Here is a 15103-nt window from a genome sequence, read left to right as displayed (position 1 = left end):
ACCTCTGCAGAAGGCCGTTCCAGAGCGGCTGACAGGCTTGCTGCGGCGCCTTGAAGCCAGCCTTCCGTGAGACGTCGCATGTCAGCCTGCACGGGGCCTGGGCGAGATCCTGAGACGTTGCGTCTCAGCGCCCCCACGGCGCCGCCCGGTGCTTGTCGAGGGCCACGGATCGGCGCTTAATGCGCCGACAACGATAAGAAGCTGCAACCGGAGGCCTTCATGCTTTCCGCACATTCCAAAGCCCATGTGGACTGCGTCAGCCGGGTCCTGAAAAACGCCGCGCACCTGCCCCAGGCGCCGGTGCCGAGCCTGATCCTCGATTCCTGGCGGCGCTCCATGGAGCAGCACCAGCTGGACCCCGGCTCGCTGCAAGGGCCGCGCATCCTTTCCGAGAACGTACTCAAGGAATGCCGCGAGCGCTCCGAGCTGTTCCTGCGTATCGCCAGCGAAGAAGTGGCGCGCCTGCATGGCCGGGTGCGCGACGCCGACTACTGCGTGCTGCTCACCGACGCCCAGGGCCAGACCATCGACTACCGGGTGGAATCCACCCTGCGCAACGACTGCCGCAAGGCCGGGCTGTACCTGGGCACCTGCTGGTCGGAGGGTGAAGAAGGCACCTGCGGCGTGGCAGCGGTGCTCACCGCGCGCACGCCGATCACCGTGCACAAGCGCGACCACTTTCGTGCCGCCTTCATCGGCCTGACCTGCTCCGCCGCCCCGGTGTTCGATCCCCAGGGCGAGCTGCTGGGGGTGCTGGACGTGTCGGCGGTGCGCTCCCCGGATGACCGCCGTTCGCAGCACCTGATCCGGCAGATGGTGGTGCAAAGCGCGCGGGAGATCGAACAGGCGTTCTTCATGAACAGCGCCCAGGGTTACTGGGTGCTGCGGGCCCATGCCAGCCCGGGCTATGTCGACAGCCAGCCGGATTACCTGCTGGCCTGGGACGACGACGGCTGCCTGCGCGCGCTCAACCCGGCGGCGCGCCATTACCTGCTGCGCCGCTATGGCCGCTTGCCGCAGCACATCACCCAGGTGTTCGACCCGCAGCTGTTGCAGCGCGCCCGCGACGAAGCCCTGTGCCCCCTTTCCGACAACCTCCACGGCCGCCTGCAAGCGCCAAGGCGCCCGGCACAGCGCCCGCGCCTGAGCCTGGCCGGCGAACCGCTGGACCCGCGAGTGGAACAGAGCCTGCGCCTGGCGGTGCGGGTCAAGGACCGCCACCTGCCGGTGCTGATCCAGGGCGAAACCGGCTCCGGCAAGGAAGTCTTCGCCCGCCAGCTGCACCAGGCCAGCCAACGTCGGGACCGGCCCTTTGTCGCGGTGAACTGCGCGGCGATTCCCGAGAACCTGATCGAGAGCGAGCTGTTCGGCTACGTCGCCGGGGCCTTTACCGGGGCCTCGAACAAGGGCATGCAAGGGCTGCTGCAACAGGCCGATGGCGGCACCCTGTTCCTCGATGAAATCGGCGACATGCCCCTGGCCTTGCAGACCCGCCTGCTGCGGGTGCTGGCCGAGGGTGAAGTGGCGCCGCTGGGGGCCGCGCAGCGCAAGGCGGTGGATATCCAGGTGATCTGCGCCACCCACCGCGACCTGGAAGCGCTGGTGGCCGAAGGCAGCTTTCGCGAGGACCTGTATTTCCGCCTCGGCGGCGCGCGTTTTCAGTTGCCGCCGCTGCGCGAACGCAGCGACCGACTGGCGCTGATCACCCGGATTGTCGAAGAGGAATCCAAGCGCTGCGGCGCGCCGGTGCAACTGGGCAATGCGGCGTTGGAATGCCTGCTGGGCTACCGCTGGCCGGGCAATGTGCGGCAATTGCGCCATGTGCTGCGCTACGCCTGCGCGGTGTGCGAAGGGCCGCTGATCCAACTGCATGACTTGCCCGAACAACTGCGCGGCACAGCAGCCGAAGGCGCCCTGCCCGCCCTGGAAACCGCCACCAGCCCCGAGCGCCAGGCCCTGCTGGATGCCCTGGTGCGCCACCGCTGGAAACCCGTGGCGGCGGCCAAGGCCCTGGGCATTTCCCGCGCCACCCTGTACCGCCGCGTGCAGCAGCACGGCATCCAGATGCCCGGCCGCAGCCCGGCCTAATCCACACCGACCGTAGACGCCGGCTTGCCGGCGAACAGGCCCTTGGATGGGGCGGTGATCTTGCGGGCGCCTTCGCTGGCAAGCCAGCTCCTACAAGGGACTGCGTGATGGGACGAAATCCGTAGGAGCCGGCTTGCCGGCGAACAGGCCCTTGGATCGGGCGGTGATCTTGCGGGCGCCTTCGCTGGCAAGCCAGCTCCTACAACGGACTGCGTGATGGGACGAAATCCGTAGGAGCCGGCTTCCCGGCGAACAGGCCCTCGGATCAGGCGGTGATCTTGCGGGCGCCTTCGCTGGCAAGCCAGCTCCTACAACGGACTGCGTGACGGGACGAAATCCGTAGGAGCCGGGATGTCGTGGAATCAGGCGGGGGCTGGCTGGAAACGGGCGCGGTAGCGCCCGGGGCTTTCGCCGGTCCATTTCTTGAACGCGCGGTGGAAGGCGCTGGGCTCCTGGAAGCCGGTGAGTTCGGCAATCTCGCTGATGCTGGCCGCCGAGCGGCGTAGCAGCTCGACGGCGACACCGCGGCGTACTTCGTCCTTGATCTCCTGGTACGAGCCGCCCTCGCGCTCCAGGCGCCGGCGCAGGGTGCTGGCGCTCATCTGCACTTCGCGGGCGAAGGCTTCCAGGGTCGGCCACTGGCTGTAGTGGCTGCCCCGCAGGCGCTGGTGCACCTGGGTGGTCAGGCCGTGCTGGTTGCGAAAGCGGATCACCAGCCATTGCGGCGCGCTGCGCAGGAACACCTTGAGCGAGGCCAGGTCCTGGACCACCGGCAAGCGCAAGAAACGGCTGGCGAATTCGATCTCGGTGCGCCCGGCGTTCCAGCTCAGGTTGCTGCCCCACAGCAGCGGATCGTCGCTGAGGCTCAGGCGCGAGTGGCGAAAGTCGGCGCGGTCGATGGGGATTCGCCGCCCGCCCAGCCAGCACAGCAGGCTGATGATCAGCACCAGCAGGGTTTCCTCGGCGTAGTGGCCGCGCAGCGGGTCGGCGCAGCGGCTTTCAAGGCTGATCACCGCGCGCTTGCCGCGCACGCTGAGGTGGGCGCCGACGTCCCGTAAAAACAGGCCAAAGTTGTTCAGGCACTGGCGCAGGGCTTTTTCCAGGTTGGGCTCCTGGATCAGTCCGCGGCAGATCAGGGCGAAAGCCCCCGGCGGCATGCCGCGGGAGTCGAGCTGGAAGAATTCGTCCTGCAACTCGCGGATCTGGATCAGCCACAGGGCGGCAAAGGCGCTGCCGGGCACCCGCGCCCGGGGCTGGTCGAGCAACGCCGGGTCGATGCCGGCCTCGCTCAGTACCGCCGCCAGCCGCGCCGGCTGCTGGCGCAGGGCGTGGGTCATCACCCGGACAAAGTAGACCGCGACCGAATCCGTTTCACGCATGTAGAGGCTGTGCTCCCGTAGCTGGACCTATGGCAAAAAACGCCAGCACCCTTGACCGCTTTCGGCATAGGCCGGGCACCGTGTGCGGCTCTAGACTCGCGCTGGATAACCCGCAGGGCAAGGCAACCGCGCCATGCTCCGCGAAGGCCATGAACAAAGGAAGAGCTGAAGATGAATCTTGCGACTATCGGGGTGATCGGTGCCGGCACCATGGGCAACGGCATCGCCCAGGTCTGCGCCCAGGCGGGCTTTGACGTGACCCTGCTGGACATCGCCCAGGGCGCCCTGGACAAGGCCCTGGCCACCATCGGCAAGAACCTCGACCGCCAGGTGAGCAAGGGCACCTTGAGTGAAGACGACAAGCTCGCCGCTCTGGACAAGATCCGCATCAGCACCGATTACAGCGTGCTCAAGGACGCCCAGCTGGTGATCGAAGCCGCCACCGAGAACCTCGACCTCAAGCTCAAGGTGCTGCAGCAGATCGCCGCCCAGGTCAGCGCCGAGTGCGTGATTGCCTCCAACACCTCGTCGCTGTCGATCACCCAACTGGCCGCCAGCGTCAGCGCCCCCGAGCGCTTTATCGGCCTGCATTTTTTCAACCCGGTGCCGGTGATGGGCCTGATCGAGGTGATCCGCGGCCTGCAGACCAGCGACGCGACCCACGCCCTGGCCATGCATATGGCCGAGCGCCTGGGCAAGACCGCGATCACCGCCGGCAACCGCCCGGGTTTTGTGGTCAACCGCATCCTGGTGCCGATGATCAACGAGGCGATCCTGGTGTTCCAGGAAGGCCTGGCCAGCGCCGAGGACATCGACGCCGGCATGCGCCTGGGCTGCAACCAGCCCATCGGCCCGCTGGCCCTGGCCGACCTGATTGGCCTGGACACCCTGCTGGCGATCCTTGCAGCCTTCTACGACGGCTTCAACGACAGCAAGTACCGCCCCGCGCCGCTGCTCAAGGAAATGGTTGCCGCCGGCTACCTGGGGCGCAAGACCGGTCGGGGTTTCCATACCTATGGCTGAGCGCTGCTCACGTTTTGCCGAAAGCCGCGACAAGGCCCTGGAGCTGTTCGCCAGCAAGGGCTTCGGCCAGGTCGGCATGCGTGAGCTGGCGAGCCATCTGGGGCTGACCCCGGGCTCGCTGTACCACCATTACCCGAGCAAGCAGCACCTGTTGCTGGACCTGATCGAAGAGTTCTTCGATGAGCTGCACAGCACCCTCAAGCGCCTGCAGCGACGCAAGCTACAGGGCGACTGCCTGCCGGCGCTGATCCGCGCCCACTTGAAGCTGCACCGGGAATTGCCGCGGCATTTCCGCCTGGTGGAGCGCGACAGCGGCTGCCTCAATCCCGACCAGCAGGTGCGGGTCGGGCAATTGCGCGAGCGTTACGAGCAACAGTTGCTGCAACTGCTGGGCACCCCGCCCGGCCTTGGCCCAGAGGCCCAGCGCGCCGCCGCCCATGCCCTGGCCAACCTGCTGAACAGCGCCCCCAGCTGGTTCAGCGAGCAAGCGCTGGCCGAGCGTGAACGCGAAGCCCTGCTGGAAAACCTGCTCAGCGGCGCCATCGAGCGCCTGCTGGGTGGCGCGCCGCTGCACAGCGCGGTGGCCTGAGCCTCAGCGCAGGTGCAGCGGGTCCACCAGCCCGGCAGCGATGGCCATGCCCACCAGCTGCGGCAGGTGCTCGGCCTGCATGCGCTTCATCACCCGTGAGCGGTACAGGTCGATGGTCTTGATGCTGACCCCCAACTGCTCGGCAATCTCGCGGTTGGTGTAGCCCTGCACCAGCGGCAGCAGCACGTCTTTCTCCCGTGGCGTCAGGCTCTCCAGCAAACCTTGCACCCGGGCCTGCCCGGCACTCTGGTGCTGATGGCGGTCGGCGCGGCTCAGGGCCTGCTGCACGCTGTCCAGCAGCAGCTGTTCGTTGTAGGGCTTTTCGATGAAGTCCACCGCACCGGCCTTGAACGCGCGGACCACAATCGGCACGTCGGCGTGGCCGCTGACAAAGATCAGCGGCAGGTGGATATCGCGCAGGCGCAGCTCTTCCTGGACATTCAGCCCGCCCATGCCGGGCATGCGCACATCCAGCAGCACGCAGGCGTTCAGGCTTGGGTCGCAGTGTTCGAGAAACTCGCGGCCACTGGTGAAGGGCACGGCCTTGAGCCCCACCGATTCCAGAAGCCAGACGGTGGAGTCGAGCATGCCCGGGTCGTCGTCGACCACGTACACCAACTGCTGCGCCTCGCTTGTCATTGCCTTGCTCCTGTTATCGGGTGGGAAGCTGAATCGGGATCGGCCGGGGCCGTGGCCGGCAACCGGCAGCACATCGTCAAGCCACGCTCCTGAAGCAGAGCCTGCAAGTCGCCACCAAAGCCTTCGACGATGCTGCGGCTCATGGACAATCCAAGCCCCAGGCCGTTGGCCTTGCTGGTGTAGAACGGGGTGAACAGCTGGGGCAACTGTTCGGCGGACACGCCGGGGCCCTGGTCGCTGACGCTGATCCGCACCCCGCCTTCGGCCGCCGCTTCGGCGCCCAGCACAATGTGCGAGCCTTGCTGTGGATGCACTTCGCGATTGGCTTCGATGGCGTTGCGCAGCAGGTTCAGCAGCACCTGTTCCAGCAGCACCCGGTCGGCGTACACCGGCGGCAGATTATCCGCCAGCTGCAAGTCGATCGTCACCTGGCTGACCTGGGCTTCCCAGGCACACAGGCGCACGGTTTCCCGGGCCACTTCGGCGAGGTCCAGGGCCTGCACCCGGCGCCCGCCCTTGCGCAAGAAGGCCCGCAGGCGCTTGATCACTTCGGCGGCGTGGGTCGCCTGTTCGGCGATCCGCTCCAGGCCCTGGGCGACCTTGCGGGCGGCCTCGGGCTGAGTGTCCAGGGCCTGCAAGTAGCGCTGGCTGGCATTGGCGTAATTGACCACTGCGGCCAGCGGCTGGTTGATCTCGTGGGCGATGCCCGAGGCCAGTTCGCCCAGGGTCACCAACCGCGCGCTGTGGGCCAGTTCGTCCTGGTGATGGCGCTGCTGGGCCTCGCGCAGTTCGCGCTCGCTCTGGTCGTGGGCCACCAGGGAATAGAAGCGCTCGCCGCTCGCTGCGCGATGGGCCAGGAGCATCAGCGACACCGGCACCGAGGCGCCGCCGGCCGGGGGTTGCAGGCGCGTCTCGATGCTCCAGCGGCCGCTGCGCTCGGCACAGCTCCAGCCTTCCTGTTGCAGGCTCTGCAGCACTTCCTGGCTGAGGATCGCCGCCAGCGCCGGCATCGCCTGCCCGGCGGCAAGATCCAGGGTGCGCCGGGCGGCCGGGTTGAGGTAGGTCACCGCGCCGCCGGGCTGGATGAACAGCACCGGGTCGGGGTTGGCCTCCACCACTTCCGCCAGGCGCCGCTTGTTCTCTTCGGCCTGGACCCGGGCGGTGATGTCCCGGGACACCGCCACCACTTCGACCACGGTGCCGGTGTAGGTGTCGCGGATGCCGCGGCAGGCGGTTTCGAACCACAGGTAATGGCCGTCGCGATGGCGGATGCGGTAGGTCATGGTGTGGTAGCCGTCCTGCTCCAGGGCGTCCTGGGTGCGCTGCATCAGCCCGGCCAGGTCCTGGCTGTGGAACAGGCTGCGGGCCAGCAGCCCGCGCAGTTGTTCCGGCCAGTAGCCGAGCAGGGTCCAGGAAGCTGGCGAGGCGTCGAGGAAGGTGCCGTCCGGGGTGTGCCGGGAAATCAGGTCGGTGGTGTTTTCGGTGATCAGCCGGTACAGGCGCCGGGCCCGGGCCGACTCGCGCTCGGCCTGGACCTGGGCAGTGGCCTCCTGGCAGCGGGCCAGCACCCGCTGGCGATGCGGATCGGGGATAAAGCTCCAGAGCAGGATGCGTTCGCCCCACTGGGCCTCCACCTGTTCGATGGCGCGCTGCTGCTCCAGGCAGGCCCGCACCAGGGCCGGGTGGTTGATCGGCAGCATGGCCGCGAGATCGTCAGTGGCCGCATCGTCCAGCCACTGGCGCAGCGCCGGGTTGAGGTCCAGCGGCTGCGCCCGGGCGTCCAGCAGCAGGCTCGGCTGCGGGTCGTGGCCCAGCCAGGGCGAGTCCGGCAAGCGGCCTGCGCGCTGGAGCTGCAGCCAGCGGCTCAGGTGGGTGGAGGTGGGCATGGTCGATCAACCTGTGGGTGGCAACAGCGGATATTTAATATAGTACAACTACTATACAACTCAGGTAGTACTTCCATATCAATCGACAAACAGTATATAAAAGACCCCGGATAAGTCACCGAGCGCCTGTAAAAAGCCTCGGCCAATAGAGCTAATAATCAGCCACCGGGTACCCGAACCATGTCCATCTACGAGCAAGGCCTCGCGCCGTCTGCCGTCAACCATATCGCCCTCTCCCCCTTGAGCTTCATCGAACGCACCGCTGCGGTTTACCCCGAGTATCCGGCGGTGATCCACGGTTCGATCCGCCGCACCTGGGCCCAGACCTACAGCCGCTGCCGGCGCCTGGCTTCGGCCCTGGCCGGCCGTGGCATCGGCCAGAACGACACGGTGGCGGTGATGCTGCCGAACATCCCGGCGATGCTCGAAGCGCATTTTGGCGTGCCGATGATCGGCGCCGTGCTCAATGCCCTCAACGTGCGCCTGGACGCCGAGGCCATCGCCTTCATGCTGGCCCACGGCGAAGCCAAGGTGCTGATCGCCGACCGCGAGTTCCACGAGGTGATCCACGCCGCCGTGGCCATGCTCGACCACCCGCCGCTGGTGATCGATGTCGACGATCCGGAATACGGCGAAGGCCAGGCGGTCAGCGACCTGGACTACGAGGCGTTTCTCGCCGAGGGCGACCCGGAGTATCCCTGGCAGTGGCCAGAAGACGAATGGCAGGCCATCGCCCTGAACTACACCTCGGGCACCACCGGCAACCCCAAGGGCGTGGTCTATCACCACCGCGGCGCCTACCTCAATTCCCTGGGCAACCAGATGATCTGGGCCATGGGCAACCACCCGGTGTACCTCTGGACCCTGCCGATGTTCCATTGCAACGGCTGGTGCTACCCGTGGATCGTCACCGCCCTGGGCGGGGTGCATGTGTTCCTGCGCCGGGTCGACCCGCAGAAGATCCTCAACCTGATCCGCGAGCATCAGGTCACCCACCTGTGCGGCGCGCCCATCGTGCTCAATGCCCTGGTGAACATGCCGGAATCGGCCAAGGCGGCCATCGACCACCCGGTCAACGCCATGGTCGCCGGGGCCGCACCACCGGCCAAGGTGATCGGCGCCGTGGAGCAGATGGGCATCAAGGTCACCCACGTCTACGGCCTGACCGAGGTCTACGGCCCGGTAACCCTGTGTGCCTGGCACGCGGCCTGGGACGAGTTGCCCCTGGAGCAGCGAGCGCAGATCAAGTCGCGCCAGGGGGTGCGCTACCCGACCCTGGAAGGGCTGATGGTGGCCGACCCGAAAACCCTCGAACCCACGCCCCGGGACGGCCAGACCATCGGCGAGATCTTCATGCGCGGCAACACCGTGATGAAGGGCTACCTGAAGAACCCCAGCGCCACCGCCGAAGCCTTCGAGGGCGGCTGGTTCCACACCGGCGACCTGGGGGTGACCCACCCGGACGGCTATATCGAAATCCGCGACCGGCTCAAGGACATCATCATTTCCGGCGGCGAGAACATCTCCACCATCGAACTGGAAGGCGTGCTCTATCGCCACCCGGGGGTGCTGGAAGCGGCGGTGGTGGCCCGGCCCGACGAAAAATGGGGCGAAACACCCTGCGCCTTCATCACCCTCAAGGCCGATCACCAGGACGTGGGCGAAGCCGAGATCATCGCCTTCTGCCGCGAACACCTGGCGGGCTTCAAGGTGCCGCGCACCGTGGTCTTCAGCACGCTGCCCAAGACCTCCACCGGCAAGATCCAGAAGTTCGTCCTGCGCGACCTGGCGAAAAACCTCTAGCCTGAATACACGTGCCCAGCCCCTGTAGGAGCTGGCTTGCCAGCGAAGGCGCTCTCACCGGCCCATCCCTCGTAGGAGCTGTCCGGGCGGCGCTCCGCTTGCCAGCGAAGGCCTCGGCGAGGGCGATGCATGGCTCGCGGGCCTCTTCGCCGGCAAGCCGGCTCCTACAAGATGGTGGGATTTTCGTTAGTGATTCATGCGGCCACGGCCGTTCAACCTCCCCTTTTGCCCGAGGTTCCTGTAATGCCCGAATTCAACGCTCCGCTGCGCGATATGCGCTTTGTCCTGCATGAAGTGTTCAACGCACCCAAGCTCTGGGCCCGTCTGCCGGCCCTGGCCGATACCGTGGACGCCGACACCGCCGACGCGATTCTCGAAGAAGCGGCCAAGGTCACCGGCCAGCTGATCGCCCCGCTCAACCGCAGCGGCGACGAGGAAGGCGCCAGCTGGCACGCCGGGCAGGTGCGCACCCCGGCCGGTTTCAAGGAGGCCTACAGCACCTATATCCAGGGTGGCTGGGTCGGCCTGAGCGGCAACCCGGCCTACGGCGGCATGGGCATGCCGAAGATGCTCGCGGTGCAGTTCGAAGAGATGCTCTACGCCGCCAACTCCAGTTTCGCCCTGTATTCGGCCCTGAGTTCCGGGGCCTGCCTGGCCATCGATGCCCACGCCAGCGAAGCGCTGAAACAGCTGTACCTGCCGCCGATGTACGAAGGCCGCTGGGCAGGTTCCATGTGCCTGACCGAGGCCCACGCCGGCACCGACCTGGGGATCATCCGCACCCGCGCCGAACCCCAGGCCGACGGCAGCTACAGGATCAGCGGCAGCAAGATCTTCATCACCGGCGGCGAGCAGGACCTGACCGAGAACATCATCCACCTGGTGCTGGCCAAGCTGCCGGACGCCCCGGCCGGCCCCAAGGGCATCTCGCTGTTCCTGGTGCCGAAGATCCATGTGGACGCCAACGGCAACCTCGGCGCGGCCAACGCGGTGAGATGTGGTTCCATCGAGCACAAGATGGGCATCAAGGCCTCGGCCACCTGCGTGCTGAACTTCGACGGCGCCAGCGGCTGGCTGATCGGCGAGGCCAACAAGGGCCTGGCGGCAATGTTCACCATGATGAACTACGAGCGCCTGTCGATCGGCATCCAGGGTATCGGCTGCGCCGAGAACTCCTACCAGAACGCCCGCACCTATGCCCGCGAACGGATCCAGAGCCGCTCCCCGGCCGGTCCGGTGGCCAAGGACAAGATCGCCGACCCGATCATTGTCCACCCCGATGTGCGGCGCATGCTGCTGAGCATGAAGGCCATGACCGAAGGCGGCCGGGCGTTTGCCAGCTACGTCGGCCAGCAGCTGGACCTGGCCAAGTTCGCCGACCAGCCCCATGAGCGGCACAACGCCGAAGCCCTGGTGGCGCTGCTGACCCCGGTGGCCAAGGCGTTCTTCACCGACACCGGCCTGGACAGCTGCGTGCTGGGCCAGCAGGTCTTCGGCGGCCACGGCTACATTCGCGAATGGGGCCAGGAGCAGCTGGTGCGCGATGTGCGCATCGCCCAGATCTACGAAGGCACCAACGGCATCCAGGCCCTGGACCTGCTGGGGCGCAAGGTGGTGGGCAACGGCGGCGTGGCCCTGCGCCTGTTCACCGGCGAGATCCGCGACTACGCCTACCTGCCCGGCGCCGCCTACGCCGCCGAGCTGCTGGACGCGGTGCAGCGCCTGGAAGACCTCAGCGACTGGCTGCGCGAACAGGCGGCGCAGAACCCCAACGCGGTGGGCAGCGCCTGCGTCGAATACCTGCAGCTGTTCGGCTACGTGGCCTATGCCTACCTGTGGGCGCGCATGGCCCAGGTGGCCGAGCACCGGCGTTCCGAGGACGACGGCTTCTATGGCGCCAAGCTGGCCACCGCGCGCTTCTACTTCAGCCGCCTGCTGCCGCGCATCCTCAGCCTGGAGCAGAGCATCCGCGCCGGCAGCTCCTCCTTGTTCGGCCTCGACGCCGAGCAGTTCTGAGTGCCCGGGCAGGGCGCCGGCCGCCCTGCCCCGACTCCAAGCTCCAAGCTCCAAGCTCCAAGCTCCAAGCTCCAAGCTCCAAGCTCCAAGCTCCAAGCTCAGGCAACACCCCACGGATGCAAAACCCCAGGCGGCCCGGCATACTTCGCACCCGGACACCGCCCAAGGAAGAAACGTGTTGGCCCCCGCCCTGATCATCGCCAGCTCAGCCATCGTGCTGCTGCTCGGCACCTTGCACCTGATCTACACCTTCGCCAGCGACAAGTTCCAGCCCCGTGACCCGGCCCTGGCCGAACGCATGCGCCAGGTGTCGCCGATGATCACCCGCCAGACCAGCCTGTGGCGCGCCTGGGTCGGCTTCAACGCCAGCCATAGCCTGGGGGCGATGCTGTTCGGCCTGATCTATGGCTACCTGGCCTGGCTGCACCCGGCCCTGCTGCTGGAGGCCCCAGGCCTGCTGCTGATCGGCCTGGGGTTTCTCGCCAGCCTGTGGCTGCTGGCGATCCGTTACTGGTTTCGTATTCCCCTGGTGGGCATCAGCCTCGCCCTGGCGCTGTTCGCCGCAGGCACTACGCTGCTTTGCAGCTGACGGGTACCCGTTGCCCCAGCGCCCCAGCCCTGTCCGACCTGAATAAATTCCGGAGTTCACATGGAACGTCAAACCCCCAACGACGGTGCCGCCGCCCTGCGTCAACCCGGCAAACGCCCCTGGTACATCTATCTGATGGCGATCTGGGCCCTGATCGGCATCGGCGGCCCTCTGAGCCAGCTAACGCGAAGGGTGTTCGCCGATGAGCCGCTGCTGTTGCAAGTCAGTTCGATGCTGATCCTCGGCGGCGTACTGCTGCTGATCATCAACCTGATCAAGCTGAAACCGCAGTACATCGTGGCCTTTGGCGTGCTCTGCTGCCTGGAAGTGGGCCTGCAGCTGTTCGGCATCATCGACCGCCTGTACAGCGGCGACACCCTGGCCCATGCCGCGCTGCTGCTGATCCATCTGGTTCCGGCACTGGCCTTTGCCCTGCTGGCCCTGCGCCCGAAACTGCTGAGCCGGGCCAGTGAGTACCGCCACTCGGTCGACCTGCAGAACCGGATCGCCTTTGCGATGAAACGCAACCAACGCTGAACCTGCCGGACCGGATACCCGCTGCCCAATCGAGTCCCTTCATGTCCCGTCTGTACACCCTCTGTTCCTGGCTCTACCTGCCGCTGTGCTGGATCGCCGTCGCCGCGCCCACGGCCAGCATGATCCGTTGCAACCTGCACCTGATCGTGCCCCGGGAGGTCGGCGGCACTCTGTTCGGCGGTTCCATGGGCTTTGTGATGTACCTGGGCGGCTGGGCCCTCAGCGTCCTGGGGCTGCTGCTGGCGCTGCTGACCCGGGTACCCGGCGCGCGCCTGGCCCTGATCGTCGCCGGGCTGGTGCAAGGGCTGCTGGGCCTGTGGTGGCGGATCAACTACCCGGATGATTTCGACGGCAACCTGATCTTCAGCATCCAGCCGCGGGAGCTGGACTATGTGATGGTCTTCGGCTTTGCCCTGGTCTGCGGCGGCGTCCACCTGTTGCGCCAGCAGCGGCTCCAGCCGCGTCCACCCGCCACGCGCAATGGGCTGTTGCTGCGCACCCTGTGGGCCCTGGTGCTGGCGACGACCTTCATCCTCCCGCCGCTGCTGGCCATCACCCGCAAGCCCCTGCCCTATTGCGCCTTCGACCGGGCCGGCAATCAGTTGAGCGTATGCCTGGGTCCTGGCACCCGGGTGATTGTCGACTGATCGCCCCCTGGCCTCTTTGTTTTCTCGACCTTGATGAGTGTGCCCATGTCTCGCCTGTTTACCCTGTGGTTGTGGCTGTACCGCCCCCTGTGCTGGATCGTCGTCGCTATCCCGCTGTCGGTGATGCTGCTGTGCGACGTGCAAATGATGCAACCGCGGGATGTCAGCGGCACGCTGTTCGGCGGCGCCATGGGTTTTCAGCTGTACCTGTTTGCCTGGGTGCTGTGCCTGATCGGCCTGGTCCTGGCCCTGCTGACCCGGATGCCCGGCGCGCGCATGGCGTGGCTGCTGGCCGGGCTGGTGCCGTTGCTGCTGGGGGTGTGGTGGCGGCTCACCTACCCGGATGATGAAGATGGCAGCCGTGCGTTCAGCCCCCAGGCCTGGGAGCTGGACTACATGATGGGTATCGCCGGCCTGTTCGTCGTCAGCGGCCTGTACCTGTACTGGCGTCGACGCCTGGCCCCACGGCCTGCCGCGCAAAGCGCCGATGTGCTGTTTCTGCGGACCTTCTGGGCGCTGATCCTGGCGGCCATCTTCATCCTTCCGCCGCTGAGCTTCATCAAGCAGCAATCCCTGCCCCGCTGCGCGTTCAACAAGGCCGGGGAGCAATTGACCGTGTGCCTGGGGGATGATCCGAACGAGCCGGTGATTGTCGACTGACCCGGCGCTTGCCCGACACTAAAAAGCCCCGAACCGATCGGGGCTTTTTAGTGTCGGGGGGGCTATCGCTGCTTGGTGGCCGGTGACGCCTTGCGCACCGGCAAGGCGGCGGCGAAAGCCATGGCTTCCTCCCGGGTGCCGAAAGTGGCGAGCCGGTCACCGGCCGTACAGACCTTCCAGGGGCCGTGGTTGACGCTCAATACCTGATAGCCGTTGAGCTGCAGCTTGTTCAGCAGCGGCGTACTCATGGACACCTCCCTTGTTCTCCGCGTGCCTGGGGCTTGGGGGATTTACCTTACACCCGCCAACCCGCGCGGCGAGTGCCGCGTGTCGGCGCGCCGGGGTCACTGTTTCAGCTTGACCAGGGGGTCGTAGGCCCGCGAACGCTGGCGCCAGTGGCCAGGGGCAAATTGCAATGCGCTGCTTCGCGTCGCAGGATGGCGCCTGGCCCACAACCGCAGAAAAGGAAGTGTTCATGACGATTCGTGCCGTGGTTTTCGATTTTGGTGGCGTGCTGTTCGACTGGAGCCCGCACCACCTGTACCGCCAGCTGATCCCCGACGATGAACGTCGCCAGTGGTTCCTCGACAGCGTCTGCACCCAGGCCTGGAACACCCTGCAAGACGCCGGCCGGCCCCTGGCCGAAGCCACCCGCAGCCTGGTGGCCGAGCACCCGGAACATGCGCCGCTGATCGAGGCCTATTACGGGCGCTGGCCGGAAATGCTCAAGGGGCCACTGGAGGACGGCGTGGCCCTGCTGGAGGACCTGCACCGGGCGCAGGTGCCGTTGTTCGGGTTGACCAACTGGTCCCAGGAAACCTTTCCCTATGCCTGGGAGCACTACCCGTTTTTGCAGAAGTTTCGCGACATCGTGGTGTCGGGGCAGGAGCGGCAGATCAAGCCGGATGCCGAGATCTATCACACAGCCCTGGGGCGGATTCGTGTGCATGTGCCGGGGGTGGCGCCTGAGGAATTGGTGTTCATTGATGACCATGCACCGAATATCGTCGCGGCCAGGGCGTTGGGGTGGCGGGCGATTCATCATGTGGCCGGTGGGGAAACGCGGCGGCAGTTGAGGGAGTTGGGGGTGGTTTGAGGTTTTTTTTGGGGGGTGGAGTGTGCGTATCCGTTGTTGCGGTGGGATGTGTACATATCCGTTGCTGCGGTCACGGCCGCTGGCGGTTTCGCTCTTACAGCGACTCACTTTTGAAAAGCGCAAAAGTGAGCAAAACGCTTCTGCCCCTCCA

At 66.5% G+C, this 15103-nt stretch carries 14 protein-coding genes; 10 read left to right on the top strand and 4 right to left on the bottom strand.

The genetic code is table 11. From position 1 onward, the window contains the following. Nucleotides 1-219: 219 nt before the first annotated feature. Nucleotides 220-2088 carry a sigma-54-dependent Fis family transcriptional regulator gene (locus GWQ44_RS29490; RefSeq protein ID WP_275928947.1) on the top strand — a complete coding sequence of 623 codons (1869 nt, stop codon included), beginning with the start codon at nt 220-222 and terminating at the stop codon, nt 2086-2088. 362 nt (nt 2089-2450) lie between these two features. Here the strand turns inward: GWQ44_RS29490 and GWQ44_RS29485 are convergent, their stop codons facing one another. Then, nucleotides 2451-3467 carry an AraC family transcriptional regulator gene (locus tag GWQ44_RS29485; RefSeq protein ID WP_275928946.1) on the bottom strand — a complete coding sequence of 339 codons (1017 nt, stop codon included), beginning with the start codon at nt 3465-3467 and terminating at the stop codon, nt 2451-2453. A gap of 171 nt (nt 3468-3638) precedes the next feature. On the opposite strand from GWQ44_RS29485, the gene GWQ44_RS29480 reads away from it, so the two are divergent. Together GWQ44_RS29480 and GWQ44_RS29475 are read left to right on the top strand one after the other, a co-directional pair. Next, nucleotides 3639-4490 carry a 3-hydroxybutyryl-CoA dehydrogenase gene (locus GWQ44_RS29480; RefSeq protein ID WP_275928945.1) on the top strand — a complete coding sequence of 284 codons (852 nt, stop codon included), beginning with the start codon at nt 3639-3641 and terminating at the stop codon, nt 4488-4490. After that, nucleotides 4483-5079, top strand: a complete 597-nt coding sequence (locus tag GWQ44_RS29475; protein ID WP_275928944.1) for a TetR/AcrR family transcriptional regulator — start codon at nt 4483-4485, stop codon at nt 5077-5079. The genes GWQ44_RS29480 and GWQ44_RS29475 overlap by 8 nt, the downstream gene beginning before the upstream one ends. A 3-nt stretch (nt 5080-5082) precedes the next feature. Here the strand turns inward: GWQ44_RS29475 and GWQ44_RS29470 are convergent, their stop codons facing one another. Together GWQ44_RS29470 and GWQ44_RS29465 are read right to left on the bottom strand one after the other, a co-directional pair. Next, complete coding sequence (locus tag GWQ44_RS29470) at nt 5083-5718, bottom strand: response regulator (RefSeq protein WP_275928943.1); 636 nt, start codon at nt 5716-5718, stop codon at nt 5083-5085. Beyond that, nucleotides 5715-7604 carry a PAS domain S-box protein gene (locus tag GWQ44_RS29465; RefSeq protein WP_275928942.1) on the bottom strand — a complete coding sequence of 630 codons (1890 nt, stop codon included), beginning with the start codon at nt 7602-7604 and terminating at the stop codon, nt 5715-5717. The genes GWQ44_RS29470 and GWQ44_RS29465 overlap by 4 nt, the downstream gene beginning before the upstream one ends. 180 nt (nt 7605-7784) lie before the next feature. On the opposite strand from GWQ44_RS29465, the gene GWQ44_RS29460 reads away from it, so the two are divergent. From GWQ44_RS29460 to GWQ44_RS29435, 6 genes are all read left to right on the top strand, one after another. After that, nucleotides 7785-9407 (top strand): acyl-CoA synthetase, encoded by a 1623-nt coding sequence (locus tag GWQ44_RS29460; protein WP_275928941.1) that lies wholly within the window; start codon nt 7785-7787, stop codon nt 9405-9407. A 243-nt stretch (nt 9408-9650) separates the two neighbouring features. Then, the gene (locus tag GWQ44_RS29455) at nt 9651-11423 is read left to right on the top strand and encodes an acyl-CoA dehydrogenase C-terminal domain-containing protein (protein WP_275928940.1); all 1773 of its coding nucleotides are present in this window, start codon (nt 9651-9653) and stop codon (nt 11421-11423) included. A 175-nt stretch (nt 11424-11598) separates the two neighbouring features. Next, nucleotides 11599-12012 carry a hypothetical protein gene (locus GWQ44_RS29450; RefSeq protein ID WP_103740166.1) on the top strand — a complete coding sequence of 138 codons (414 nt, stop codon included), beginning with the start codon at nt 11599-11601 and terminating at the stop codon, nt 12010-12012. A 60-nt stretch (nt 12013-12072) separates the two neighbouring features. Further along, complete coding sequence (locus GWQ44_RS29445; RefSeq protein ID WP_275928939.1) at nt 12073-12549, top strand: hypothetical protein; 477 nt, start codon at nt 12073-12075, stop codon at nt 12547-12549. 41 nt (nt 12550-12590) lie between these two features. Next, entirely contained in the window at nt 12591-13196 is a 606-nt protein-coding gene (locus tag GWQ44_RS29440) for a hypothetical protein (RefSeq protein WP_179597200.1), read from the top strand. A 45-nt stretch (nt 13197-13241) separates the two neighbouring features. Further along, the gene (locus tag GWQ44_RS29435) at nt 13242-13856 is read left to right on the top strand and encodes a hypothetical protein (RefSeq protein WP_275928938.1); all 615 of its coding nucleotides are present in this window, start codon (nt 13242-13244) and stop codon (nt 13854-13856) included. A gap of 62 nt (nt 13857-13918) precedes the next feature. On the opposite strand, the gene GWQ44_RS29430 is transcribed toward GWQ44_RS29435, so the two are convergent. Continuing rightward, nucleotides 13919-14104, bottom strand: coding sequence for a DUF2188 domain-containing protein (locus GWQ44_RS29430; protein WP_275928937.1), 186 nt, complete (start codon nt 14102-14104; stop codon nt 13919-13921). A gap of 227 nt (nt 14105-14331) precedes the next feature. On the opposite strand from GWQ44_RS29430, the gene GWQ44_RS29425 reads away from it, so the two are divergent. Then, nucleotides 14332-14952, top strand: coding sequence for an HAD family phosphatase (locus tag GWQ44_RS29425; RefSeq protein ID WP_016967250.1), 621 nt, complete (start codon nt 14332-14334; stop codon nt 14950-14952). The last annotated feature ends 151 nt before the right edge of the window (nt 14953-15103 follow it).

Source organism: Pseudomonas sp. 3MA1 (assembly GCF_029237275.1).
GTDB classification, from domain to species: Bacteria; Pseudomonadota; Gammaproteobacteria; order Pseudomonadales; family Pseudomonadaceae; genus Aquipseudomonas; species Aquipseudomonas fluorescens_AP.
Note: the sequence above shows the minus strand (reverse complement) of the source record. Positions and strands in the feature narration are given on the sequence as shown.